Origin of the sequence: Rhizobium sp. RCC_161_2 (assembly GCF_041355235.1) — a bacterium.
GTDB lineage: Bacteria > Pseudomonadota > Alphaproteobacteria > Rhizobiales > Rhizobiaceae > Rhizobium.
Genome location: NZ_JBFUPL010000024.1, coordinates 1 through 23853 on the forward strand (window position 1 = coordinate 1; position 23853 = coordinate 23853).

Below are 23853 nucleotides of genomic sequence, written 5' to 3' on the forward strand. Positions count from 1 at the left end.
CGACCAACACAAACGATACCTAAGGCGGGTCACTTCTCGGTGGAAATGCCGGGTCAGCTCTCAGTGGAAATCAACACCTTGAGTCAGGCGGCCGAAGAGGCACAGCAAATCGGCCCCTCCAGCATAGCGGCGCGGCTGACGGAAACCGGGATGCCAGAGGATGTGCTGGCATTGGTGAGCGCGGTCAACGAAGCGCTTGATCGCTTGCAGGCGGGATTTCTGTCGCTTGAGCAGTTCTCGAGCCATCTCGCTCATGAACTTCGGACACCGCTTGCGATTATCAAGGCCCGCCTTGCGCTCTCGCAAGATGCCTTCGCACGGAAAGTCGAGGAGGATTTCGAGGGTGTAGAGCGGCTGGTCAGTCAATTGGTCGATCGTGTCAGGATCGGTGGTCTGCATTTTGAGACGAGCGACCGGGTCGATCTTGGTGATATCGGGCAGCGGGCAGCGGCATTCCTTGCACCGGTCATTCTTTCCAAGGGCCGCGACATCGAGTTGCAGTCGCCCTTAGAGCCCGTCGTCGTCAGCGGCGCGTTTGATTTCATCTTTCGAGCCCTGCGTAACCTCATTGAGAATGCGCTGAACCACACGCCTCCTGGCACGACGATTACCGTGACGATCTTTCGATGTGGCATCACGGTCTCCGATTCCGGCCCAGGATATCCGGCGCGATGGCTCGAACCGGCGGCGGTTGTCGGTAAACCCGACAGCCGGGCGGGTGGTCTCGGGCTTGGCCTATCGATCGTGAAGGAGACGATGATTGCTCACGGAGGCGATCTCAAACTCGCCAATTTGCCGGAGGGCGGAGCATCCGCGACGATGGAATTTCCGATCCAACAGAAAGCGGCCTGAGAATGGAATTCTCATGTTCTGCAGAGATTATCTGGCGGAAAACTGAGGCTTGGCAGTCGTCGGATCTGCCGATGCAACTCCTTTGCCTAGGTCCACTGAGCTTCGGCCTTCTTTAGAATAGCTCCATCACGTCCTTGACTTCGATCAATGCTGCAACCTTTGGCTTGCCCTATCCTTTTTTCCGCTGATGGGATTTCAAGGAGAAGGCTATGGACGACATCACTCTGAGACAGAATATCCTGGACGCCCTTGAATTCGAGCCGAGGGTCGATGCTGCCGACATTGGTGTCGTGACGCGAGACGGTATCGTCACTCTCACCGGCCACGTCCGCACATATGCGGAGAAGGAAGCCGCAGAGAAAGTGGTGAGACGTGTGAAAGGCGTTCGCGGCATGGCCCAAGAGATGGAAGTGCGCATTTTGGGTGCAAGGAAGACAGATGACGACGACATTGCCCGACGAGCAGTCAAAATGGTGGATTGGAATATTTCCATTCCGAAGGAAGCAGTGCAGATCCGGGTGTGCAGGGGCGTTGTCACTCTAACCGGCAAGGTTGAATGGCAGTATCAAAAGAATGCTGCCGCCGATGCAGTCAGGGATCTAGCCGGCGTTGTCGGTGTTTCCAACCTCATAGAGGTCGTCCCTGGAATCAGCGCCGCCGACGTCAGGAGGCGCATTAAAGATGCCCTGGAACGCGATTCGGACCTGCAGGCGCAAGCCATCCAGGTGGACGTTTCGGGCGGCAAGGTCACCTTGAAAGGCAATGTCCGGACCTGGTCCGAGCGACTTGCGGCGGAACGTGCCGCCTGGTCGGCCCCAGGCGTCTACGCGCTCGATGATCAGCTGTCCATAAGCTGATCAGCTTTCGACAGAAGAGAGGATACGAAAATCATGAGCATGGATTGCACACGAACGGGCGAAGCGCTCCTTGCGGGTGCCGGTTGTCCACCTCCCCATCATCAAAACTGTGACTTTCGCCTCGACCGAGCCGACAGCAACGAATGGGAAATCACGGTTTTGTCGCTCCGCGCCCAAGCATGGGTTCGCGACGAATTGTGCTATCCTCTCGGCCAGTCTCTGGGCGGCAGCCTCAAAGTGGATATACTGAGCGCGGACCAGTTTCTGAAGCAGGCGCACGCGCTGGGATTTCGAACCGAATTTGTCGGCACGGGTGGCAAGGATCTCTTTTGAGAGGTGGGGACATGTATAAGACGATTGTCTGTGCCGTAGGCCTTGGATCCAAGGAGAGAGCCGAGCATCTATTGCGCACTGCCCACGCGCTTCTCGATAGCAACGGCACCCTACATGTCGCTCACACCGTCGAGCGCTTCCCATCTCTTGCGCAGCAAGGACCGGATGACCGGGCTGTCTTTGCAATCAGCGAGGCGGAAGAAAAGCTCTCACTACTTTGCAGGCAGCTTTCCACGCCCGCGCTTATCCATGTTAACACCGGCCGCGCCGGCGACGCGATCCTAACGGTTGCCGCCGAAATGAAGGCCGATCTGATTGTCGTGGCCGCTCACACGCCCGACATTCTCGATCGTGTCTTCGGATCGACGGTCGACCACATTGTGCATCATGCAAAATGCTCCGTTCACATCGATCGGATTATGCCCGCGGCGAAACAATAGATATCCAGCCTGTGAAATGCTGGACCGAGACGGCGGCATCACCTGCCTGATCGCCCAAACGTAAGGCTGCAGGGCGCATGTCGTGGCTGATCACAGCCTTCGATCTCAAGACATATGGTTTGCCTCAGACCTTCCAATCAATGTGATCACGCCCGACGAACCTGTCAAAAGCCTGTCATGGGATGATGAAAGCGGTCTGCATAATGGGCGTAATCGTGGATTTCGCCGCAATTGCGCCCCTAGATATCAGGGCACTTGATAGCCGCAGTTTGGTCGTTGCCGTCAATCATCCGGTGCCTGCCAAAATAAACCCCTTTGGAAATCAACGAAAATTGAGCGTCATGACAGAATCGCGAAAATCATCCTCCAAACTTAGTCGCTATGTCGGAGTCGGTCTTGTTCTCGCCGTGCTGGCGGGGCCGGCCGTCGCTGCCTCGCTCAAGAGTATCATGGGCAGCATGGGTGACAACACGACCTCAGCCAAGGCAGTCCTTGCCAATTTCGATAACAAAGCTGCCGAACAGGTCCTGCAGCGCTACGCGGCCGATGCCAAGGCTGCCGACACCATGTTTGCGAACCAGAGCGGCACCAAGGAGAAGGATCTCCATGCCCGTTTCAGCAGGATGGCGATGATCGCCAGTGCCGCGAGCCAACAGGCACAGGACAAGGCTTCGTTCCGCAAGGCATTCGTAGCGGTGGCAGCCGAATGTAAGTCCTGCCACACGGCTTACAAATAACCGCTGAAAATCTTCCCGATCAGGAAACTCCACATGAGCGAACAAAGATCCGCCTACGAACCCTATTGCGAACCACCCGCCGAGAATGGCGGCAAGATTTCATCTGCCAAGAGCGATGTCGTTCGCGCCTGGGATCTTCCCACGCGTCTGTTCAAATGGTCGCTCGTCGCTTTGATCCTGACGGCCTGGGTCTCAAGCGGTTTTAACGATCCGGATATGACCGTTCACAAAGCGGCCGGCTACGGCGTTCTGGTGCTGGTGGTCTACCGTGTCCTCTGGGGTGTTTTCGGTAGTTCAACGGCTCGGTTTTCCGGTTTCGTACGCTCTCCCGCCGCCGCATGGACCTATCTCAAGGCGTTACGGCGCAACAGGGCGGAGCATTATCTCGGCCACAATCCGGCCGGTGGCCTGATGGTTATCGGTCTCCTTGTTGTGTGTGGCGTGCAAGTCCTGCTTGGAATGTTCTCCAGCGACGGAGTGACCGCCTCTGGACCTTTTGCTGGACTGGTGGGGGATACCGTTTCGAGTTGGGCCGCTTCGGTCCATGCTGCGTGGTTCTATTTCGCCATCCTTGCCTTGGTCGGGCTGCATATCGTTGCGAACTTCTATTATCAGTTCGTCAAGCGTGAAAATCTCATCGGCGCCATGATCACCGGCCGCAAACGGCGCGAAGCCTATGTCGACTATAAAGAGGCGACGGGTGGCTCGCTTCTTGCCGCCGCTGTCTGTCTTCTGATCGCCTTTGGCCTGGTTTATGGCACCGTCACGCTGTTTGGCGGCAGCTTCTTCGCGTCAATTTAGGGTTTGGGCGGGTCAAACAGGAGCGTCATGGCCGTGAGATGGCCGGGCTCCACTTCAATCTCCAGTCGCCCCTTATGCAGTGCCATGATCCGGCGGACGATCTCAAGGCCGATACCCATCTGGTCGGCTTTGAGATCGCCAAACGGGACCTGTGCCGGTGCGTCGAAAACACCCGCGTCATCCTTGACGGTCAAGCGCAGGCCGGGGCCAGCGATCACCTCGATGGCCGCACCCTCCGGAGTATGTTTGACGGCGTTTTCGATGAGGTTGCGCAACGCGTCCTGAAGCAGTGGCGTGTGACCTTCAACGAAACCGGCGCCAAGATTGCTGTACGCGATGGTGTGATTGAGGTCATAGACCAAGGGTGCGATATCGGTGACCACCCAATCGGCCAGCTTTCCCAGATCGACCGGCCGGAACGCGGCGCGGTCAGCGCTTTCGAGCCGCCCCAGTGCCGTAATCTGGCCGACAAAACCTGCCAGCGCGTCGAGATCGGCCTCGATCTTGCGCGCCCGCGGATGTTCGATATTGCCGAGTTCCAGCTTCATCATCGCCAGCGGCGTGCGGATTTCATGCGCAACAGCCGTGGTGAACAGACGCTGCGACTTCATGAGCGTACCGATGCGTGCAAGGCTCCGGTTCACGGCCGCCGCAAGATCGGCGATTTCGCGCGGCATGCCGGTCTGGTTGATCAGATGGCCGGGATCGAGCGGATCGAGATGGCCGGCTTCTTGCGCCGCCTTTGCAACAGGGCGCAAGGCTCGTCGGATTGACAACAACGTACCACCAAGAACGAAAAACAGCATGATCGCCATGGGGGTGGCGAGATGATCCGCAAACTCACGTCCGATCACAGCCCACATGATGCCGTCGCTGTCGTGCAGGATCGCAATTTCGATAAAAATCCTATTCCCATGGATTTCATAGGTTTTGCCTCCAGCGATGGCGAGCGGCTTGCCGTCGCTCAGCATACGGGACCAGAGGTCCGGCGGGTTGACCTCCTGCGGCAGCAGATGATTGTCGCAACGCGCGTCGCAGTTCGTATAGAGAACCTGACCGGCCGGCGTGCGGATGCGGGTGATATAGAAGCCATCCCGGGCGCCGTAACGGTGGAGGTCGTCCGGCAGCTTGTAGGTCGCTTCGTCACGACGGCGTTCGAAACCTTTCGACAGTTTTCCGGTTTCACGCTCGATCATCAGCGTCGCCAGCTGCTCGTTGTCGAAGTAATAGTCCGCAAAGACGAGTGCTGCCTGTACCGCCATGGCAAGCGTAGCAAAGAGCGCAATACGAAGCGTGATGATCCGGATCAGCGTTTGCGGTCGGGCAGATCGATCAACCATGTTGCCGCTTTTCCCGCAGCAAATAACCGATGCCGCGTATTGTTTCGATGCTGATGGGCAAATCGAATGGGGCGAGGCGGCGGCGCAGGCGCGAGATCGCCAATTCCACGGCATTGGTCGAGATGTCGTCGCCGAATTCGGAGAGCTTGCTTTCGATTATTTGCTTGGGAGTGACCCGGCCAGCGTTGCGAAGCAGCAGTTCGAGGACGGACCGTTCGCGCGGTGCGACCGCGAGCGGTTCTCCGCCCACTGCAACGACACCGTTGGCGGGATCGAAAGACAGGCCGCCTACGACGATGGATTCGATGTAATGCGGCGCTCTGCGGCGCAAAAGGGCGCGGCAGCGTGCGAGCAGTTCGATGTGATTGAACGGCTTGACGAGATAGTCATCGGCGCCGCCATCCAGAGCAGCCACGCGATCCTCGATCGAACCTCGGGCGGTAATGACGAGGATGGGTGCGGTAAAACCGTCGCGGCGTAGTTCCCGGATGAGACCCAAACCGTCGCCATCCGGTAAGCCCAAGTCCACCAAGGCCAGATCATAGCTGACCGTTCGGGTTGCCAATTGTGCCGCGCCCATCGTCGCCACACTATCCAGGCGCCAACCCGCTTGATGGATGCTTTCGGCCAGCAGATCGCGTAGACGCGGGCTATCCTCGACTAGTAACAAGCGCATACGCCCCTCGATCCGCAATCATAGTGGTTACGCACGCAACGACATATTATCAGCACTGCTTCCCGCTGCACCAGCGTTCAATCGAGGCCAATGAACCATACGATTCAAAAGGGAGTCTGCAAGAACACCTAAATTCGGATCGTAGCTGCCCGGTGAAGGTTATTCACCATCTTTGTATGACAAAGAAACCGTAGCCTGTGTTCAGGAGCGGACTATTGTGTTTGATCAAATCCGATCCGTATCTCCTTCAACGATGTATCGATGACGCTAAATCTCTTCAGATTGCGACGGGTCCTTCACGCAACATGACTTATATAAAACGTAATGTGCTGCCATTGCCGCTGGCAGGCACCATGACAACTCCGCAGCCGTTGCGGATTTGAGTATTATCGCCATCCCGATGGCATTTTTGCGAAATATCAAAGTCGCGGTTCAGGCACTTTGATAGTCGTTCGATTTGCAATCATTCCAGTCGGTATCGGTTCTCGCGTGGTTGCTGATATTCTAGCATAGGGAGACTATACGTATGGTATGGCATGCATCGCGTCAGTTTTCCGCGCTGAGGCTCGTCGTGCATGGTGCAGAAAAATACAGAGTTATCAGGACGGTCAGAGATGCGGCAATGACGCTAATCTCGGATTGGCCGAGCGACGATGGCGAAGAATATGTTACGGCAGTCAGGGCTTGTCTGGACGCGCTGTATGACATCGTCCCCCCGGAAGCGGTCAGGGAGGCGCTTATCCGCGCGGCGAACGAGGAGCGTATTCCCTATATTTCGATTGTGGGTTGACGTTCTGCTGCCCTTTGATTGCCGTTCGAGGGAGCGCATATCAATTGACGACCTGCGATCCGGTATATGCCAACGACAAAACCATACAGTTTATCTCCTCTCCATCCGGCGGCGAGACAGATCATTTGGCTACGGTCTGAAATCTCGTCTCAGCACCACGATCGTAGGGTCGTCCTTGTCGGTATAGGCGCGGAAGGCCATATCACGCTCCAACTCGATCGCAGCGTGGTTTTCGCGACTTTCTATGGATTCGATGCTCTTGAAATTGTGTCGTTCTGCGTAGCGGCAGATATGTGCGAGCATTTCCCAGCTTATGCCTTGATGTTTATAGTCGTCACGAATGGTCAGTGCGACCTCTCCGCGTTGAGGATCCTTGCCGACTGCCAGCATTGCGGCTGCCAGCAATGTCTCATTCGGTGAGAAGGCAAGGAAGTTGACGCGCCTGGCATCGCTAGAGCTTGTCATTTCAACGAGCCGCTCATGAGATACGGATTTCATTCCGGATAGGAAACGAAATCTGACATCTTCCGGTGTTACATGTTTGAAGAAATCGGCGACAATCGCTTCATCCTCCGGCTCGGCATGCCGAATGTGGAAGTGAAATCCGGTCCGCGTGATTAGATCACCAGTAGTATCTTCGGTATCCATCCTGCCTCTCCTTTAGATTGGCGGGCAGCTGGCAGCTTGTGACCAGTGCCCGGACGCGAACGGTTATGCCTTTACTGTACCTAATCTGCCGAGGGTGACTTTGATCTGGCTCAAGAATGGGTTTGCCCGGTGAGGATTAGGGCACGTGCAGCCCAGACCATCTAGGTGCCGTGAGCTTTCCAAGTTGATGTCAGCTCTCTGTCAGAGAGCAGGGTCATCGCATATGGGGCGGGTGAGCACCGGAAACTCCTTCTCCCCAGCGGGGAGAAGGTGGCCCGAAGGGTCGGATGAGGGGGGCGCGGCATAGGAAGGATTGCCTTTCGCTTGCCGCTCAAGGCTCTCGTCGCTTTGCTCCTCGCCCCCCTCATCCGCCCTATCGGGCACCTTCTCCCCGCTGGGGGAGAAGGGGACGACTACGATTTCAGTTCATATGCGATTGCCTTGTGTCAGAGAGGATGACAGCGATGTACTGTGTCGCACTTGTCGGGCCGACGTTTCTATCGCTGTTGTATGCAAGTGGAGTGCGGGCAAGCCCTGGGTGGGTTGTAACTCCGCCACCAGGGAACTTTCCATTATCCACCACGCGACTATCTTCCAGGCGAGGTCAGATGTGTTGTCGATCTTTCTCCAGCCATCTGCTGACGCCTTCTATCGGAGACAAGCAAGCCAATGACATTGGCTCTGATCGCCAGCGACATCCACTTTGACAAGGCAATGGTTTAGCAACGAGCAATTGCGGGCTTGTCGCCGATATCGACTTGGAAATCTGATGGTGGGGCAGATTGGGTGGCATCTGATTGTGGGTCGACAGGAACGCGCGGGAAGCGGTCATTGGTCTCGAAATCGTTCCAGAGCTTAGGTACGCTTACCAGTATGAAAGCACCAATAATCCTCACTCCGTATGACCCGATCTATTCGAGACGGAACGGAGCGCCATGGAAAGCATTGGCCATGGATGGCTTAGCGGTTGACGTCAACTTGCAATACACGAACCGTCTTGCTGTGCATCAAACGGTATCCTCACATCGCTGTGCTCAAGGTAAGAACTGGAAGTACACAATTTTGACGAATGCGGAAGCAGCCATGAGCCATACTCAGAATTACAAGGACGTCGGGTTACTCCTCCACGTTTTTACTGATGGCTCGTATGATCCCGTGTCCAAGACTGGCGGCTGGGCATTCGCGGTTTTTCGCGGATCCATACAGGTCGTTGCGACTTTTGGAGGCGAGGCTCGAACGGCAAACAATGCAATGGAGCTTCTGGCGATCTTGAAGGCGTGTGAATGGCTTGCCGATAACGCGGCCGGGGAGGAGGCAGTCATCCACACCGACTCCGCATATGCCGTGAACGGCTGCACCCGATGGCGGCACATCTGGCGCTCAAACAAATGGCGAAAGCGGATGCCGAACGGGCAGGGTCGCAGTCGATCTGTCCCGGATGCTGCGTATTGGCAAGCGATTGACACGCTGCTCAATCAGAACCCGACTATCAAAATTGAGTGGTGCAAGGGGCACGTTGGTGTTGAGGGCAACGAGGTCGCGGACAGATTGGCTGAGCGTGGGCGGTTGATCGGTGGATGAAGAGCGCCATCTGGGTACGGCACAGGATGCAATCACAACACTGCTGATTTTGCGTCGGTGCTTTGATCAAGTGCAAAAGTCTGACAAAATTCGAGATAACCGCCCAAAGGAGAGCTTATGACAACACTGGACACAATCCTCCGATCCGGCAGGGTCGAATCTTTCGGGAAAGCAACATCAGCAGCACTCGAACGCTTGGTGAATGAACACGGCGTATATCTTTCACAGGATTACATACACTTTCTGACCCGCTGCAACGGCTTTCTCACGACGTTCGACTTCGATGAGGTAAAGCGGGCCGGCATGAGTATGGCTTTGGCGGACATCAATACATTCTATGGCGTCGAAAATGGGCGAGACTACGCCGATCTTCTGACCATTATTCCGAAGATGGACGCATCCGGAAGAGAACTGCTCGGCTTCGCGCCGCCCATCGCCGTCGGAGGCGATTTTTGTACCTTTGTTGAAATCACAGAGGGTTCACGGGTTGGCGAGATCATGTACACGGACGGCGAGATGTATTGGGGCTATTTCGAAGAGGCTGATACCGATTGGACCAACCCGCCCGATGCGCTGATTAGCACGTTCATTGAGCATGGCTTCTTCATGCCGGTTGCACCCTCGTTCAACGCCTTGCTGGAGATGTATGGCAAATTGGTCTGATGGTAGTTGCCGTCCGCAACTGCCGAGACCTTCGTCCGCTTGGCTTGTGGTGCTACATCTGCGACGCGGATGCAGCGTTTTACTCCATCAGCCAATCATTGACGTGGACATGTTTCACCATAATAAGGTCAAGCCGAAAAATGTGGTAAGCGCCACCGAAACAACAACAGGAGTGTCTCAATGAGTGAACCCACCGTCGTAGATGCAACCAACCGCATTTATGAATCGCTTCAAGCGGACAATGCCGATATCGACTTGCATATCGCAAATCTCAAGGCAGCCTTGACGCGGGCTGGTTTGACGGAAGCCGTATTCGACCCGGCTAGGCTCGTGTATAAAAATCGTTCTGGCAGAAAACTTATGCAGGCCTACTTTCGGCAGCGTGGCGTGACGGTGAAATTCAACGCATCGTGACGCCTCCCGTTACGGTTCTTCGCCCATGCTGCTCGAAGTCTACCCAACACCGAACCAGTGTAGCCAGTCATTATTGAACGAAAATCCGTTCAATCGGGTTTTGACATTAAGAGAGCAGTTTGAAAATCGATTGCTCACCAAGTGAAACGAGGACCGAAAAAGCCATAGGAACCCGATGCCGGCCCGCTGGGATCTAGCTGATTATCTCGTTAAACCCTCTCAGTGTTCATTTGCGTCGCGATCTCACCCAGTTTTGCATTTCGTCGTGACCTACTTCGATATTGAAATAGCAGATTCATCAATGGGTTCACGGCGGCTGAACGGATCAACGTCAAATGAAAATGCGGGTCAGAACGTTGTGAAACTCGACAGAAGAGCTCTGAATGACCGGATCGTTCTGAAATTGGCGCAGGGATCAAATTCCAACATTTAGCATCTATGCGGCCGGGATTGAAAACTGGCTGGTCGATCCCGCATGCCGCACAAACATAACGCCTCTCGCCGCCATCACATCGGTAAGATGAAGTTCAAAGTGACGAACTGGGCGGAGTATGAGGCGGGCCTTCGCCGCCGTGGCAGTATGACCCTTTGGGTAACGCCGGAAGCACTTGGCGGTTGGGCTGCCCCACGAAGCAAGACGAGAGGAGGCCAGCCGCATTCCACCGCGCTCGAACGCGGTGGAACGGCCCAACATCCAAGCCGCATGCCAGAGACGACCATATCGCCTCCCTGCAGATAGATGGCCGGCTGACATGGCAGGCGTCCACCGGTGATGGCAAACGAGCTTTGGTTGAAACTGCGATCGGTCGATATAAAGGCGTCATTGGACCGCGTTTGCGTGCTCGGTCATTCCTTGCTCAGCAGACAGAAGCTGCGATCGGAGCCGCCATCCTGAACCGAATGCTTGCCTGCGGACACCTGAAATCCGTTCTCTGCCCAGCCTCGGCGGCAGCAATCAAATAAGCGGGGCCATCAAAGATCAAATTCCGCTCATGTGCTGATCCATGCGCCAACGCCATATCATTCGCCAACCTGCGGCAGCGACGGATGACCGCCGGCTGTGCTGCAAGGGACGCATCAATCGATGCACCCTCTCCCAATCCACATGGCGTCCTCCTGAAAGGACGGTGTCTAACGCGTGATATCTGTTCAATATTTATTCTTGCGGACAATTTTGTTGCCCCGCGGCCCGGTAAGCACTGGCGTTCTGCCGCGGTTTTCTTCGAGCAGACTACGCCAACGTTCCAGGCGATCGGCGGCCAACGCGCCGGTCGCGACAGCCGCCTGTACAGCGCAGCCCGGTTCATGAGCGTGCGTGCAATCGCGAAATCGGCAAAGCGGCGCCAGATCGGTGATTTCGCTAAACAGCGCATCGATGCCGTCGGTAATATCACTCACATATAGCGTTCTTATTCCCGGCGTATCGATAACCCAACCGCCGCCGGCAATCGCATGCAGGGATCGCGCCGTTGTGGTGTGCCGGCCCTTCGCATCGTGTTCGCGGATGCCTCCGGTCTTTTGTAGAGTCTCAGACCCCGCCCCGGCCAAGGTGTTCACCAGCGTCGATTTTCCAACGCCGGAGGATCCCACCAGCGCCACGGTTTGCCCGACGCCGCACCAGGGCTCTAGCGCGAGAATTGCATCTTCCGACCGCGCATTCAAAACAACGACTGGCAAACCGCGTTGTAACACCATGGCTTGCTGCTCAAATGTGTCAGCATCTGCGACGGTGTCGGCCTTGGTCAGCACCACCACCGAGGTGGTCCCCGCCTGGTTGGCCATGATGAGGTAGCGTTCTAGTCTTGCAGGGTTGAAATCGGCATTGCACGAGGTCACGATGAACAGCGTATCGACATTGGCGGCAGCAAGTTGCTGACCGTTCCTGCCTTCAGTCCGCCGCTGCAGCAGTGTCTTTCGGTCGAGACGACGGACCAGCATGCCCGTCAGAGGATCAGCAAGGACCCAATCCCCGACCGCAAAGTCAGCGGTGTTGGCATTGACGGGAAGTTTGAGCCCGATCGGTCCGTTGGCATCGATCGCCTCGATGCGCGCCCTGTGAACCGAAGCAACTCGCCTGGGTGCGAGATCTGTTTCGCTTGGCTCTACTTGAGCAGCAAAGAAATCGGACCAGCCAAGCAGTTCCAGCGATGAGGAGTGGTTGGAGCCGGTCAAAGTTCGATACGAAAATTCGGTGACATGTTCATGGGTAAGCTTTCCGTCTGATTCAGATTAAGGGGTTTTATGGTGGGACACGTTGCCGCGACAGCGAGGCTTGCTGGCGCGAGTGGAGTGATGAAGGTTGGCCATGGTAACAGTGGGATCTCCAATCGGCTACACTGACCAGCAATGAAGATGAGCCAAACTGTCAAACGGCATTGAATATTGAGTCTGACGCATATGTGGAACGGCCCGGTTCGCAAGATATTTGTTGCTTGATACGCCATCGGACGGTGCAGTCATATGTCCGGCTGGGCTTGTCACGTTGTTTCCGCCACCTCAAAAACGCTCGGCTGTCGACGTCCCCATCCACCGCCTAAAGGCCATGGCAGAGTGGAAAGGCGTGACCGCAATGCTCGCCTGAATTTACCCGACGACCGTAAAGCTGACATTTTACCAACAACGTGACAGTACCCAAATATCGTCAGGTCTTGCTTTGCATCGCAATCCGCAATGTGTCGTTGATGCGGTCCTGCCAGCCCGGGCCGTCGTCTTGGAAAAAGGCGAGCACGTCGCTGTCGATCTTCAGCGAAATGAGTTCCTTGGCGTTTGGCAGCGCTGGTCGTTCAATCGCCGGCGCCGCTGTCTTCTTCGCCGGTTTGAACAAGGCTTCGGCGGCATCCAACGGGTTTACGTGTCTGCGAGGTGGGTTTGCCATGAGGCCTGCCTTCTATTTCGAGTAAATCGTATGATCGCTGTTCTTCGTTTTCAAAGCCACCCTCCGCCGCTGAGCACTGTTGCGATCGTCAGATGGTGAATACCTCGCAACGCTGATACCATGACACCTCCCGCATATGCCACGCGACTTTGCGCCATGACCCGATAAACTTGTGCCACGTATGCGATGTGATGAGGTTGGCTTCCTTCTCGCCGCTGTAACCGGCCCGGACGTAATGCAAGGCTGCGCCTGAGCTCGGCATGTGATCTTCGTCGAGATTTCCCGTCATGAATCAGGGCCTTGTCTCCATCAGGCTGCCTGTGGTGCGTCCATCGCGGTCTCTCTTGCTTGCGTATTTCGCACCGGATGCACCTGCGTCGAGATCAGACTGAAGAAGAGGGATTTTCGGTAGTGCGCCCACTGCAAGGCAAAAAAAGAGGGCCATCGGAAAACCGAGGCCCTTTAAGGTGTGAAGGTCAAAAACCTCCAGAGGGGAACAGTCAATGCGATGGAACTGGGAGGAGCCATCATGTGCATCAACTATGATCCATATGAGCGTTGGTGCATGGGTCACAAGGGGAACGGCTTTCTGTCCTTGAAGCAGACGCTATACCTTTGCTGCTTGGCCGCGGACGGAATTCGGGCGAGCGCATGCCAGCATGCGATTGAGGGCGGCGTAGCCGATGGCGACCTCGGTCTGTTGCGCGCGGAATGAGCGTGCCCTTAGTCGGTGTCCGATGATCGATTTATATCGGCCGATGGCGGTCTCGACCAGCGAGCGCTTGCCATAGACGGTCGTTGCTTGCCATTTCATCCGACCGTGCGCCTTGATCGCTTCGATGTGTCGGTCTCGCTGACTGGTGATCCCCGTTTGCGAGCCGTCGATCGCGTTTGATCGAGGTGGAATGACGACGACAGCATCAGCGCTATGCCGACCGACGGCATCATAGGTCGGTTCACCATCATAGGCGCCGTCGGCCGTGAACTGGCTAATCGGTCGATCGATCTCATTGAGCAGCGGTTCGACCTGTGAGGCGTCGCCCGCATTCTGACCGGTCATGTTTTGAGCGATGATTTCGCCAGTGTCGGCGTCCAGCGCAAGGTGCAATTTGCGCCAGCGCCGACGGATTTAGCACCGTGCTTCTCCGCTAGCCACTGGCCGGCGCCATAGACTTCGAGCCCTGTACTATCGATGAGGATGTGGACTGGTCCCGTTTTCGCAATGCTACGACCATTTGTCCTGTTCATTGATCGCCATGTCCGTGCCCGCCGGCTCAGCGTGGTGTGATCGGCCACGGCGATATCCAACCGCATCAATTTGAGCGCCGACACCAGCAAGCCCTCCGTTTGTCGCAGACGCAGGCCGAACACCAGGCCCAGCGTCAAGGCGGTCTCGATCGCCGGATCAGAGTAGCGAGGCTGGCCGCCGCGTGTCGTCCGCTTCGGCGCCTGCCAGGACGACAGCGCTTCCGGTGTTATCCAAAACGTCGGACTGCCGCGACGGCGAAGGCCGGCTTCGTATTCCCGCCAATTCGTCACCTTGAACTTCATCTTGCCGATGCGATGGCGGCGGGCTGCGTTATGTTTGAAAGGCATGAAAATGAACAGCCGACTATTTCTATCGCCGTTCCACTAAAGCACCACCGCCAACGATCCGTGCACAAGCGCCCTGCAAGTTGCTTCGTTTTCAGATAGTTAGCAATTGCGCTCTTTAGTGCGATTTGCCGTGTTCCCAAGCCGATCTCGGTACGTTCATGCTGTCGGCTGTTGTGATCAGAACAGACCTCCGCTACCACATGCACCGGTATTCAGTGCGAGTTTGGGAAGCAGAAGCAAACAGAAAAGTGGTTTCGTTGCCGGACAGAATATCGCAAGAACAGTGAGAGGCTTTGGCAACTGCTGCGTAACGCATATTCCGTGGTGTCCTGGTGGTGTCTCGAGTGCAAATCATCTGCTCGGCCTATTTGGGTATAGATGTAAAATATTGAATATTATAAGAAAAAAGACTGCGCTTAAGAAGATTATAGTTTCGATCTTATCCTTCAGTAGGGCAGGCGTGTGGGAGAGAGTGAAAAATTGAAAAATAACAAAGATATGCCCGTGGAGGAGCAATCAGGACCCCTGATGGCCGACGTTGCGCGATTGGCGGGGGTCGCGATCTCGACGGTTAGCCGCGCGCTCGCCAATCCGGGACGGGTAAACGAAAAGACGCGCCTCAAGATCGATGCCGCCGCCAAGCAATTGGGCTACACGCCGAACGCCATGGCCCGCAGCCTGAGAGTGGGCAAGTCCAACATCATCATGATCATCCTGCCGGGATCGCTCTATTACGGCGTATCCCAGATCATTCCGCAGGTTCTGCAAAGCATCAACAAGGCCCTGATCCAGAACGGTTATCATCTCATGATCGCCAACCTCGATCGTGACGAAATGTCGGAGCGCCACATCCTGGATCTGGCATTTAGCGGCACCGTTCGCGGCGCCATCATCCTGTCGTCGAAACTGCCGGAGGTGGATGGGCGGTCTCTTGCTAATGCCGGCCTGCCGATCGTCTCCATGCTGCTCGATATGAGCGAGGCCGGCCTGCCGAGCGTCGTCACGAACGATCGCGAAGCGGTGCGTGAGGTGACGGCTGAGCTGATCCGCCTGGGCCATCGACGCTTTCTCTACATAGCCGGTCCGGAGGGGAATTATCACGACGTGGAACGTTATGCAGGCGTGCTCGAGGCCTTTCGTGCGGCGGGGCTTACCGAAGAGGCGGTGACGCGATCGGGCGGTCAACTCGACTACCAGGAGGGTTTCGAGATCGGCGTTCAGGCGGCTGCCGACTTCGCGCGCTTGGCGGATAGGCCGACGGCGGTGATCGCAACCAGCGACGACATGGCCATTTCGTTCATCAGCCGCGTGCAAGGGATGGGCCTGAATGTACCCGGCGATCTCTCCGTCGTCTCGTTCGATGGTTCGCCGGTCTGTGCATTCTCCTCGCCGCCGCTGTCGACGGTCGAGCAGCCGGTGGACGAGATGGGGCAGGCTGCCGTCGATATGTTGATGGAACGTATCGATGCGACGGACAAAGGCATGGCTACGCGCCATGTCATCCCGAGCAGGCTCATTCGACGCGAGAGCTTCGCTCTCGCTCCAGCAACTGTCTGAGGACGGTTTTAGGCGTAGCCAAGGGCCGAGAATTGCTGCTGGAACCACCAGAAGCCCGCTGCCGTTGCCAAGGCGATGAGAACGAACAGAACCCAGCCGGTTGCCGTCAGGCTCTTGCGCTCCGCATCGCGGTAATTGAGCCGCGCGCCGCCGGCCAAGAAGGCGATCCCGAAAATGACGCAGGCTGGTACGGCCAGAAAGGCCTTGAGGGAGTAATGAATTTCTGCGGCACCATTGCGCGCCTCCTGAAGCGGACCCAGCAGCATGAACCAGCCCAGGCCCAAGCCGAGTGCGATGAGGAGCAGGCCACCCAGGCGCATCTTGAGATCTTGCATCATGAAGCGGGTTCCCATCATTTTTGGAGGTGGAGATTTACCATCGTTTCCGCAGTTTAGTTGCTACTGCGTCTCGTCGATATTCGCAACGCCCGTGTCTCAGCCATAACGCATAGCTTGGAGGCGTTGGAGCGGTCTTTGAAACCAACTCCAACGCCCCTTGTGCCGGCGATTTAGCCGAAGGGTCGGATATGCCGAAACAGGAAATTGGGTTGCGCAAACGTATCTTCCTTTTCCGGCAGGCCGATATCTCGCAGCTGGTAGTTTGAAAGCTCCGAGATATGCGTGTGCGTTTGTTGCCGTCTCCAGGCCACGAGCAACAGCGCACGCGCAGTCCTCCAGGCACCGAATTTTTGGCACAGTTCGTCAACTGCCGCACCGAGGGTGTCGGCAACCAGTAATTGTGAATCTGTCATCGTCATCATCCCGGTGTCTTCCAGACGACCGGGTCCTCTCGCGGGGTGACGAGACTGATGGATACGGACGCAAGAATGCGCACGACCGCTCGATCAGCTGGTCACGTCAGTTTCAATGGAAAGCGCCAAAAAGGCAGGGAATATAGGCTACTAGCGCCGAAGGGTGTAATGATGCAGTGGTCGGACCAAAGCCATTACGAACATTCCGCCAGAGGCGCACATAAATACCGTTGCAGTTTGCATTTGACGCCTCCTATGATTTGAGTTGCGGATGACGGCGATGATACGCAACAATGCGGCATAGACAAGCCCGCAATTTCGGATTGCACGCATAACATGCGGACTGTTGCTGAATGGCAACAGCGTTCCAGCTGCCAGCCATAGTCTCCAATCGGCACCCGAGAGAGCATCGAGATCCCGGCGAACCGACAGGCGCGCTACGACGTCAATTCACTGGAGGTGACATAAAGGTGTCAAACTCGGTGATGTATGGGTCGCGCCGCCGCGCCTCGCGGATGATCCGTTTGGAGACCACGAATGACCAAGTCCGTCACGATGATACTCACCGCCGCAATCGTCGCATTTGCCGCGGCGCAGCCAGCGCTGGCCGCCGAGCGGCTCTATGCATGCGGTGATGATCAGATCCGTGAGTACCGGATCGAGGGCGGGACTGCCGCAGAGACCTGGCGCTGGCGCGCCGCCGATGCCAACGACCTTCCCGAGGCCTATCGCCTCAAACTTCTCCGGCATATCGACGATTGCAAGCCGGTTGATGGAGGCCGTTCGATTCTCGCGACCGCGTCGACCGGCGGGGTCGTGCTGGTCGACCGCGAGACCGGTCATGTCTCGTTCCACGCCAAGACACCGATGGCGCATTCGGCCGACCTTCTGCCTGGCGGCTGGGTCGCTGTCGCGCTGTCGATCCATGCGGAAGGCGACCGGCTCGAAATTTACGGTCGCGACCGCAGCGAGGCGCCACTGCTGAGCCTGCCGCTCCCTTCCGGCCATGGCGCAGTTTGGGATCAGACCCGCGCGCGACTGTTCGTCCTGTCGCATGACCTGATCCAGGCCTATAAGGTCGAGGGGACAGAGGCTATGCCGGTGCTGACCGAGACGGCGCGATGGACGCTTCCCGGCCGCCATGACGGACACGACCTGTCGAGCAGGCCGGGCGGCGGATATTTCGTGACCACGGATGACGGCGTCTGGACCTTCGATCCGGATGCCGGTAGCTTTTCGCCCTTTTCCGCGCTCAATCCCAAACTGCAGGTCAAGGCGGTGAGCGCGCTGGGTGACCGGCTCGCCTGGGTACAGGCGGAGGAAAGCTGGTGGGCGAACGGCTTCACCGTTGCCGGGGCCGACGGCAGCGAGCAGAAGCGCATCCCGATCGAAGGCATGCATCTCTATAAGGTTCGCTGGATCCGGTGACGCCGCCGGATCGCGGGTATTGTTATCCGTAGCGCGCGACGGACAGGTCGGCGGTATCGATCTCGGCCTTGCGTCCGCTGACCAGATCGCTGATCACGCGCGCCGAGCCGCAGCTCATGGTCCAGCCGAGCGTGCCATGGCCGGTGTTGAGAAAGAGGCCGCGGATTTTCGTTGCGCCGATGACCGGGGTTCCATCTGGCGTCATCGGGCGCAGGCCGGACCAGAAGGCCGCCTTGCTCACATCGCCTCCGGGGAACAGATCCATGACGGAATGTTCGAGGGTATTACGGCGAGCCAGCCCGAGGTCGTTGGTGTAGCCGGAGATTTCCGCCATGCCGCCGACGCGAATACGGTCCCCGAGACGGGTGATCGCGATCTTATAGGTCTCGTCCATGACGGTCGATTCCGGCGCGAGCGCGGGGTCGACGATCGGGATCGTCAGCGAATAGCCCTTCACGGGATAGACGGGCAGGCTGATGCCGACCTGTTTGAGGAGCAGCGGCGAATAGCTGCCCAATGCGACGACAACGGCATCGGATAGTATCGGTCCTTGATCGGTAACGATACCGCGTATCTGGCCGCCCTCGACCTGAAGCGCCTTGATCGTGCGTCCGTAGTGGAACTGGACGCCGAGCTCGACGGCCTTTGCCGCTAACGCGTTGGTGAACTTGAAACAGTCGCCTGTCTCGTCTTTCGGGGTCAGGAGACCGCCGACGATCTTGTCGCGGGCGTGGCCGAGGGCAGGCTCGACGCGGATGCACCCGTCACGATCGAGAACCTCATAAGGGACGCCGTCGGCGGCAAGCGCCTTCACGTCCTTGGCCGATGCGTCGAGCTGCTGCTGGGTTCTGAAGAGCTGTAGCGTGCCCTGCATCCGCTGGTCATAGGCAATGCCGGTTTCCGTCCTGAGGTCGGCCAGCGCGATCCGGCTGTAGTCGGCAAGCCGCAGCATCCGGCTCTTGTTGACCGCGTAACGCTCCGAGGTGCAGTTCGACAGCATTTTGACGAGCCATGACAGCATTGCCGTGTCGACCTTCGGGCGCAGGATCAGGGGCGCGTGCTTCATGAAGAGCCACTTCAGCGCCTTTTGCGGGATCCCCGGTGCGGCCCAGGGCGAGCAGTAGCCGAAGGAGACTTCCCCGGCATTCGCGAAGCTGGTTTCAAGCGCAGGCCCTGCCTGCCGGTCGACGACCGTTACCTGGTGTCCCGCCTTGGCAAGTTGATAGGCGGTCGTGACGCCGATGACCCCGGCGCCGAGAATGGTGACTTTCATGGTGTCCTCGAAAATGGCGGTGGGAACGTCAGAGATAGTCGCGGTAGTAGCGGTGGCCGAGGCCGGTCAGAATCTCATACGAAATGGTTCCGGCGGATTTGGCAAGGTCTTCCAGTGTCTGGTGCGGCCCAATCACCTCCACCAGGCTGCCGAGGCTAAGCGTGCCTTGCGGCAGGGCGGTGATATCGACCGTAACGCTGTCCATGGAGACGCGGCCGACGATGGGCAGCCGCACGCCGGCGTAGTAGACAGCGCCCCGGTCACCAAGGCAGCGCGGAAGCCCGTCCGCATAGCCGGCGGCAAGCGTGGCAAGGCGCATCTCCGCTTTTGCCGCATGGGTGCCGCCATATCCGATGAGGGTTCCCGGTGGCACGGTTCTCGTCTGCACAACGGCAACGTCAAGACGAACGACGGGTCGCAGGAAATTGGACTTTCCCGCCGTCTGCGCGCCGCCATAGACCGCGACGCCGGCCCGGGTGAGGATCCCGTGATAATCCGATCCAAGGAAGACGCCGCCGGAATTGGCGAAGCTGACGCCGAACTGGGGAAATTCGGCGGTGATCTTTCGCATCTCGGCGAGCTGCTGGGTATTCTGGCCGTTGTCCGGCTCGTCAGCGGAGGCCAGATGGCTCATGATAAACAGGATCTCGACGGCGCCAGCGTCTGCAAGTTCCGCAGCGAAAGCCGCCCGGTCTTCCGGCGGGATCCCCAGCCTCGACATTCCCGTATCGAATTGCAGGACCGCCGGCAGGATACGTCCCTGTGCCAGCGCGGTGGATTTCCACCGCTTGTATTGCTCCATCGAGTTCAGCACGGGAATGATCCCGGCCTCCGCGCAAGCAACCTCGGCGCCCGGCTGCAGGCCGTTCAGCACGTAAATGCGGGCATCGGCTTCAAGCTGCGGCCGTAAACTCTCTGCTTCCGCGAACTGGGCAACGAAAAAATCGCGACATCCGGAGCGATACAATGCCGGAGCTACTCGATCCGCACCCAGCCCGTAGGCATCCGCCTTGACCACGGCGGCGGCCCTTACCGGCGCCACGGTGGCAGCGATCGCTTCATAGTTCCCGCTGATCGCAGCGAGGTCGATCGTCAGATAGCCCGTTGCCCCGGCTTGCCTTTGCCGTGCCGGAGCAGGGCTCATTCTCGCGACGCCATCCATGGCAAACCCCTCATTATTATGAGGAGCAGGATATTGAAATGATCGATGAATTTCTCTCTGATTACTGCTTGATTATTCGATGAATGCATGATTTTCAGAATAATTATCGATAAATTGAAAGAATCTGCATGTCGGGAATCGATGCCATCGACCGGAACATCATTCGGCTGCTCCGGCTGAATGCGCGCATGAGCAACGCGAAGCTGGCGGCCGAGGTGGGGCTGTCGCCTTCCGCCTGCCTGAGGCGCATCAATCTTCTTGAAAAGGCCGGCGTGATCCGTGGCTACACGGCGCTCATCGACAGCGTTTCAGGCGAGAGCGCCATCGCCGTGATCATCAACATCACGCTGGAGCGGCAGACCGAGGATCACCTCAATCGCTTCGAGGCGGCCGTTCGCAAGCACCCGGAAATCCAGGAGTGCTTCCTGATGACGGGCGGGTCGGACTATCTTTTGAAGGTGGAGGTCGCCGGCGCCGGCGAGTTCGAGCGGATCCACAAGGAGATACTGTCAACCTTGCCGGGCGTGCTGCGGATTCATTCGAGCTTTTCGATCAGAAACGTGCTTGCAACCCGGGCAAAGGGGCGTCGCTGAAGGGGATTCGCGCCGTTTGTGAAAGACGAAAAAGCCCGGCATCGGAGACGCCGGGCGAGGTACAGGCCAGCTGTCTGGCCTGGGGGAATTTGTCTCGCAGCCTGCCGGGTATGAATTACCGGCAGTCTTCAGGGCTGATCGAGCGGCCTATGCCGCGCGCTTCAGCGCGTCGCCGAGGATCGAGACGAGCTTGCTGATCTCGTCCTTCTCGATGATGAGCGGCGGCGACAGGGCAATGACGTCGCCGGTGACCCTGATCAGCAGACCCTTCTGGAAGCAATCCACGAAAATGTCGTAGGCGCGGGCGCCCGGCGCACCGTCGCGCGGGGCAAGCTCGATGGCGCCGACGATCCCTAAGTTGCGGATGTCGATGACGTTGGGCAGGCCCTTCAGCGAATGCAGCGCGTCCTGCCAGGTCTCGGCCAGTTCGGCGCCACGGGTCAGCAGGCCTTCTTCCTGATAGATTTCCAGGGTGGCAATACCGGCGGCGCAGGCGACGGGATGGCCGGAATAGGTGTAGCCGTGGAAGAGCTCGATCTGGTTTTCCGGACCGGTCATCAGGCCATCATGCACCTTGCGGCTTGCAAAAACGGCGCCCATCGGGATCGCACCGTTGGTGATGCCTTTGGCGGTGGTGACGAGATCGGGCACGACGCCGAAATAGTCCGTGGCAAACGGCGTGCCCAGGCGGCCGAAGCCGGTGATGACTTCGTCGAAGATCAGGAGGATGCCGTATTTGTCGGCAATGGCGCGCAGGCGCTCCAGATAGCCCTTCGGCGGCATGATGACGCCGGCCGAGCCGGACATCGGTTCGACGATAACGGCTGCGATCGTTTCCGCGCCGTGCAGCGCCACCAGGCGATCGAGGTCCTCGGCCAGCTCGATGCCGTGCTGTGGCAGGCCCTTGGAGAAGGCATTGCGCTCGACGTCGAGCGTGTGGCGCATATGGTCGGCGGGGATTTGCGGGAAGACGCGGCGATTGTTGACGAGGCCGCCGACGGAAATGCCGCCGAAGCCGACGCCATGATAGCCCTTTTCACGGCCGATAATGCGCGTCCGGGTGCCTTGACCGATGGCCCGCTGATAGGCGATGGCGATCTTGAGAGCGGTGTCCACGGATTCGGAGCCGGATCCGGTGAAGAACACGCGGTCAAGCTTCGCGGCCGGTCCGCCCGGCGCAATCGCTGCCAGCTTTTCCGCAAACTCGAATGCGATCGGATGGCCCATCTGGAACGTCGGAGCGAAGTCCAGGGTGCGCAGCTGCCGTTCGACGGCCTGGGTGATACGCTCCCGGCCATGGCCAACGTTGACGCACCAGAGACCGGCGGTGCCGTCGAGAACCTTATTGCCGTCAACGTCGGTGTAATACATGCCCTCCGCCGAGGCCAGCAGCCGGGGAGCCGTCTTGAACTGGCGGTTTGCGGTAAAAGGCATCCAGAAGTTTTCGAGGCTGGGGCTGTTCGGCTTGCTGATCTGATCCATGGCTCTCTCCATTAAGGTAACAATTCAAATCAGGCATTTTCCGTTTCCGAACAAGTCCTTTTCTCGCTCTTGCTAAGCCATTGAAAAATAGAATACGAGTTGCATGATATTTCCATATATCGAACAACCGAAAACATGAGGAATCCATGTCCGTCGATATTGGCAACCGGCTGCGGCATCTGCGCCTGGCGCACAATCTGTCGCAGCGTGAACTCGCAAAGCGCGCGGGCGTGACGAACTCGACGATTTCGCTGATCGAGTCGAACTCCGCCAATCCATCGGTGGGCGCACTGAAGCGCATCCTCGACGGCATCCCGATCGGACTTGCGGAATTCTTCGCATTCGAACCTGAGAAGTCTCGCAGAGCCTTCTACGCGGCCGAGGAGCTTGTCGAGATCGGCAAAGGACCGATCTCCTATCGCCAGATCGGCGACAACTTGTTTGGCCGCAGCCTTCAGATCCTGAAGGAATGCTATCAGCCGGGATCAGACACGGGCAAGGTGCCGCTCGTCCACGAAGGCGAGGAGGGAGGGATTGTCCTGTCCGGCCGGCTCGAAGTCACGGTGGAAGAGGAGAGGCGGATCCTGGGGCCGGGAGATGCCTATTATTTCGAAAGCCGACGCCCACATCGCTTCCGGTGTGTCGGGCCGGTGCCATGCGAAGTCATCAGCGCCTGCACGCCGCCGAGCTTTTAGGGTCGCGAGGCAGCCGATCGCCGGTGCCGTGTCACTCTCATGCCGAGGGTAGGAATATCGTCCCCCTATGGGTTGGCTGCCTCGCGGCCTGTTCACCAGGGCCGAATTGCGATAGCTACAACCGCGTGGTGTTCTCAGCTTCGTTTCGCCGAAAAGTTTCGAAGTCCTTGTGAATCACTATTGCAATTAAGTCGCAATTGCAGAATAAAGATCGCATCGTGTTGCAAATAGCTCGCAACAAGGGGTGGTGTTGATCCGGGGACCGACTCCAGTTTCACCGGCTGCGGATGCTTGCCGCCGAATAGTGTT

24 protein-coding genes and 2 pseudogenes are annotated in these 23853 nt (G+C 57.8%); 15 read left to right on the forward strand and 11 right to left on the reverse strand.

Annotation, left to right across the window (positions count from 1 at the left end):
* The 6 genes from AB6803_RS31740 to AB6803_RS31765 form a co-directional block, all read left to right on the forward strand.
* A partial coding sequence (locus AB6803_RS31740) for a sensor histidine kinase (RefSeq protein ID WP_371112582.1) occupies positions 1-852 on the forward strand: 852 nt, incomplete at its 5' end.
* A 209-nt stretch (positions 853-1061) separates the two neighbouring features.
* Complete coding sequence (locus AB6803_RS31745; protein ID WP_371112583.1) at positions 1062-1709, forward strand: BON domain-containing protein; 648 nt, start codon at positions 1062-1064, stop codon at positions 1707-1709.
* Between the two features lie 33 nt (positions 1710-1742).
* Positions 1743-2042 (forward strand): hypothetical protein, encoded by a 300-nt coding sequence (locus tag AB6803_RS31750; RefSeq protein WP_371112584.1) that lies wholly within the window; start codon positions 1743-1745, stop codon positions 2040-2042.
* A gap of 11 nt (positions 2043-2053) precedes the next feature.
* A complete protein-coding gene (locus tag AB6803_RS31755; RefSeq protein ID WP_371112585.1) occupies positions 2054-2482 on the forward strand; it encodes a universal stress protein in 429 nt (142 codons plus the stop codon).
* Positions 2483-2664: 182 nt separating this feature from the next.
* Positions 2665-3219 carry a hypothetical protein gene (locus tag AB6803_RS31760; protein ID WP_371112586.1) on the forward strand — a complete coding sequence of 185 codons (555 nt, stop codon included), beginning with the start codon at positions 2665-2667 and terminating at the stop codon, positions 3217-3219.
* Positions 3220-3252: 33 nt separating this feature from the next.
* Positions 3253-4020, forward strand: a complete 768-nt coding sequence (locus tag AB6803_RS31765) for a cytochrome b/b6 domain-containing protein (protein ID WP_371112587.1) — start codon at positions 3253-3255, stop codon at positions 4018-4020.
* On the opposite strand, the gene AB6803_RS31770 is transcribed toward AB6803_RS31765, so the two are convergent.
* Both AB6803_RS31770 and AB6803_RS31775 read right to left on the reverse strand, forming a co-directional pair.
* On the reverse strand, positions 4017-5360 hold the full coding sequence (locus AB6803_RS31770) for a sensor histidine kinase (protein WP_371112588.1): 1344 nt from the start codon (positions 5358-5360) through the stop codon (positions 4017-4019). The two genes, AB6803_RS31765 and AB6803_RS31770, sit on opposite strands and share 4 nt — an antisense overlap.
* Entirely contained in the window at positions 5353-6036 is a 684-nt protein-coding gene (locus tag AB6803_RS31775; protein WP_371112617.1) for a response regulator, read from the reverse strand. Before AB6803_RS31775 ends, AB6803_RS31770 begins: the two co-directional genes overlap by 8 nt.
* A gap of 526 nt (positions 6037-6562) precedes the next feature.
* Between AB6803_RS31775 and AB6803_RS31780 the strand changes: the two genes are divergently transcribed.
* A complete protein-coding gene (locus AB6803_RS31780) occupies positions 6563-6826 on the forward strand; it encodes a DUF982 domain-containing protein (RefSeq protein WP_371112589.1) in 264 nt (87 codons plus the stop codon).
* Positions 6827-6955: 129 nt separating this feature from the next.
* On the opposite strand, the gene AB6803_RS31785 is transcribed toward AB6803_RS31780, so the two are convergent.
* Entirely contained in the window at positions 6956-7474 is a 519-nt protein-coding gene (locus AB6803_RS31785; RefSeq protein ID WP_371112590.1) for an N-acetyltransferase family protein, read from the reverse strand.
* Between the two features lie 951 nt (positions 7475-8425).
* Here AB6803_RS31785 and AB6803_RS31790 point away from each other — a divergent pair.
* The 4 genes and pseudogenes from AB6803_RS31790 to AB6803_RS31805 all read left to right on the forward strand — a co-directional run bounded on the left by AB6803_RS31790 (position 8426) and on the right by AB6803_RS31805 (position 11095).
* Entirely contained in the window at positions 8426-9055 is a 630-nt protein-coding gene (locus tag AB6803_RS31790; protein ID WP_371112591.1) for a ribonuclease H, read from the forward strand.
* Between the two features lie 117 nt (positions 9056-9172).
* Complete coding sequence (locus AB6803_RS31795) at positions 9173-9718, forward strand: SMI1/KNR4 family protein (RefSeq protein WP_371112592.1); 546 nt, start codon at positions 9173-9175, stop codon at positions 9716-9718.
* Between the two features lie 180 nt (positions 9719-9898).
* On the forward strand, positions 9899-10132 hold the full coding sequence (locus tag AB6803_RS31800; protein ID WP_371112593.1) for a hypothetical protein: 234 nt from the start codon (positions 9899-9901) through the stop codon (positions 10130-10132).
* 475 nt (positions 10133-10607) lie between these two features.
* Positions 10608-11095: pseudogene (locus AB6803_RS31805) on the forward strand (hypothetical protein).
* Between the two features lie 186 nt (positions 11096-11281).
* Here AB6803_RS31805 and rsgA read toward each other — a convergent pair.
* The 3 genes and pseudogenes from rsgA to AB6803_RS31820 all read right to left on the reverse strand — a co-directional run bounded on the left by rsgA (position 11282) and on the right by AB6803_RS31820 (position 14603).
* The gene (gene rsgA / locus AB6803_RS31810; protein WP_371112594.1) at positions 11282-12304 is read right to left on the reverse strand and encodes a ribosome small subunit-dependent GTPase A; all 1023 of its coding nucleotides are present in this window, start codon (positions 12302-12304) and stop codon (positions 11282-11284) included.
* A 469-nt stretch (positions 12305-12773) separates the two neighbouring features.
* Complete coding sequence (locus AB6803_RS31815) at positions 12774-13007, reverse strand: BrnA antitoxin family protein (RefSeq protein ID WP_371112595.1); 234 nt, start codon at positions 13005-13007, stop codon at positions 12774-12776.
* 607 nt (positions 13008-13614) lie between these two features.
* A pseudogene (locus tag AB6803_RS31820) lies at positions 13615-14603 on the reverse strand (IS5 family transposase).
* Between the two features lie 480 nt (positions 14604-15083).
* Between AB6803_RS31820 and AB6803_RS31825 the strand changes: the two are divergent.
* Positions 15084-16160, forward strand: a complete 1077-nt coding sequence (locus AB6803_RS31825) for a LacI family DNA-binding transcriptional regulator (protein WP_371112596.1) — start codon at positions 15084-15086, stop codon at positions 16158-16160.
* 8 nt (positions 16161-16168) lie between these two features.
* Here the strand turns inward: AB6803_RS31825 and AB6803_RS31830 are convergent, their stop codons facing one another.
* A complete protein-coding gene (locus AB6803_RS31830; RefSeq protein ID WP_371112597.1) occupies positions 16169-16498 on the reverse strand; it encodes a hypothetical protein in 330 nt (109 codons plus the stop codon).
* A gap of 170 nt (positions 16499-16668) precedes the next feature.
* A complete protein-coding gene (locus AB6803_RS31835) occupies positions 16669-16920 on the reverse strand; it encodes a hypothetical protein (protein WP_371112598.1) in 252 nt (83 codons plus the stop codon).
* 528 nt (positions 16921-17448) lie between these two features.
* Between AB6803_RS31835 and AB6803_RS31840 the strand changes: the two genes are divergently transcribed.
* Positions 17449-18339, forward strand: a complete 891-nt coding sequence (locus AB6803_RS31840) for a DUF6528 family protein (protein ID WP_371112599.1) — start codon at positions 17449-17451, stop codon at positions 18337-18339.
* 22 nt (positions 18340-18361) lie between these two features.
* On the opposite strand, the gene AB6803_RS31845 is transcribed toward AB6803_RS31840, so the two are convergent.
* Both AB6803_RS31845 and alr read right to left on the reverse strand, forming a co-directional pair.
* Positions 18362-19612 carry a D-amino acid dehydrogenase gene (locus AB6803_RS31845; protein ID WP_371112600.1) on the reverse strand — a complete coding sequence of 417 codons (1251 nt, stop codon included), beginning with the start codon at positions 19610-19612 and terminating at the stop codon, positions 18362-18364.
* 28 nt (positions 19613-19640) lie between these two features.
* Complete coding sequence (alr, locus tag AB6803_RS31850) at positions 19641-20774, reverse strand: alanine racemase (RefSeq protein WP_371112601.1); 1134 nt, start codon at positions 20772-20774, stop codon at positions 19641-19643.
* A gap of 128 nt (positions 20775-20902) precedes the next feature.
* On the opposite strand from alr, the gene AB6803_RS31855 reads away from it, so the two are divergent.
* A complete protein-coding gene (locus AB6803_RS31855) occupies positions 20903-21367 on the forward strand; it encodes an Lrp/AsnC family transcriptional regulator (protein ID WP_153368418.1) in 465 nt (154 codons plus the stop codon).
* Between the two features lie 147 nt (positions 21368-21514).
* Here AB6803_RS31855 and AB6803_RS31860 read toward each other — a convergent pair whose 3' ends face one another.
* Positions 21515-22849, reverse strand: coding sequence for an aspartate aminotransferase family protein (locus AB6803_RS31860; RefSeq protein ID WP_371112602.1), 1335 nt, complete (start codon positions 22847-22849; stop codon positions 21515-21517).
* Between the two features lie 146 nt (positions 22850-22995).
* On the opposite strand from AB6803_RS31860, the gene AB6803_RS31865 reads away from it, so the two are divergent.
* Positions 22996-23544, forward strand: coding sequence for a cupin domain-containing protein (locus AB6803_RS31865; RefSeq protein WP_371112603.1), 549 nt, complete (start codon positions 22996-22998; stop codon positions 23542-23544).
* Positions 23545-23853 lie beyond the last annotated feature (309 nt).

What these genes read in the sequence shown, in the direction of transcription:
- AB6803_RS31835 (WP_371112598.1), bottom strand. Translation starts at nt 16,920, where the DNA reads ATGATGACGATGACAGATTCACAATTACTGGTTGCCGACACCCTCGGT.
- AB6803_RS31800 (WP_371112593.1), top strand. Translation starts at nt 9,899, where the DNA reads ATGAGTGAACCCACCGTCGTAGATGCAACCAACCGCATTTATGAATCG.
- AB6803_RS31830 (WP_371112597.1), bottom strand. Translation starts at nt 16,498, where the DNA reads ATGATGCAAGATCTCAAGATGCGCCTGGGTGGCCTGCTCCTCATCGCA.
- alr (WP_371112601.1), bottom strand. Translation starts at nt 20,774, where the DNA reads ATGGATGGCGTCGCGAGAATGAGCCCTGCTCCGGCACGGCAAAGGCAA.
- AB6803_RS31840 (WP_371112599.1), top strand. Translation starts at nt 17,449, where the DNA reads ATGACCAAGTCCGTCACGATGATACTCACCGCCGCAATCGTCGCATTT.
- AB6803_RS31845 (WP_371112600.1), bottom strand. Translation starts at nt 19,612, where the DNA reads ATGAAAGTCACCATTCTCGGCGCCGGGGTCATCGGCGTCACGACCGCC.
- AB6803_RS31780 (WP_371112589.1), top strand. Translation starts at nt 6,563, where the DNA reads ATGGTATGGCATGCATCGCGTCAGTTTTCCGCGCTGAGGCTCGTCGTG.
- AB6803_RS31745 (WP_371112583.1), top strand. Translation starts at nt 1,062, where the DNA reads ATGGACGACATCACTCTGAGACAGAATATCCTGGACGCCCTTGAATTC.
- AB6803_RS31755 (WP_371112585.1), top strand. Translation starts at nt 2,054, where the DNA reads ATGTATAAGACGATTGTCTGTGCCGTAGGCCTTGGATCCAAGGAGAGA.
- AB6803_RS31790 (WP_371112591.1), top strand. Translation starts at nt 8,426, where the DNA reads ATGGATGGCTTAGCGGTTGACGTCAACTTGCAATACACGAACCGTCTT.
- AB6803_RS31760 (WP_371112586.1), top strand. Translation starts at nt 2,665, where the DNA reads ATGATGAAAGCGGTCTGCATAATGGGCGTAATCGTGGATTTCGCCGCA.
- AB6803_RS31785 (WP_371112590.1), bottom strand. Translation starts at nt 7,474, where the DNA reads ATGGATACCGAAGATACTACTGGTGATCTAATCACGCGGACCGGATTT.
- AB6803_RS31775 (WP_371112617.1), bottom strand. Translation starts at nt 6,036, where the DNA reads ATGCGCTTGTTACTAGTCGAGGATAGCCCGCGTCTACGCGATCTGCTG.
- AB6803_RS31770 (WP_371112588.1), bottom strand. Translation starts at nt 5,360, where the DNA reads ATGGTTGATCGATCTGCCCGACCGCAAACGCTGATCCGGATCATCACG.
- AB6803_RS31860 (WP_371112602.1), bottom strand. Translation starts at nt 22,849, where the DNA reads ATGGATCAGATCAGCAAGCCGAACAGCCCCAGCCTCGAAAACTTCTGG.
- AB6803_RS31795 (WP_371112592.1), top strand. Translation starts at nt 9,173, where the DNA reads ATGACAACACTGGACACAATCCTCCGATCCGGCAGGGTCGAATCTTTC.
- AB6803_RS31750 (WP_371112584.1), top strand. Translation starts at nt 1,743, where the DNA reads ATGAGCATGGATTGCACACGAACGGGCGAAGCGCTCCTTGCGGGTGCC.
- AB6803_RS31855 (WP_153368418.1), top strand. Translation starts at nt 20,903, where the DNA reads ATGTCGGGAATCGATGCCATCGACCGGAACATCATTCGGCTGCTCCGG.
- AB6803_RS31765 (WP_371112587.1), top strand. Translation starts at nt 3,253, where the DNA reads ATGAGCGAACAAAGATCCGCCTACGAACCCTATTGCGAACCACCCGCC.
- AB6803_RS31865 (WP_371112603.1), top strand. Translation starts at nt 22,996, where the DNA reads ATGTCCGTCGATATTGGCAACCGGCTGCGGCATCTGCGCCTGGCGCAC.
- AB6803_RS31815 (WP_371112595.1), bottom strand. Translation starts at nt 13,007, where the DNA reads ATGGCAAACCCACCTCGCAGACACGTAAACCCGTTGGATGCCGCCGAA.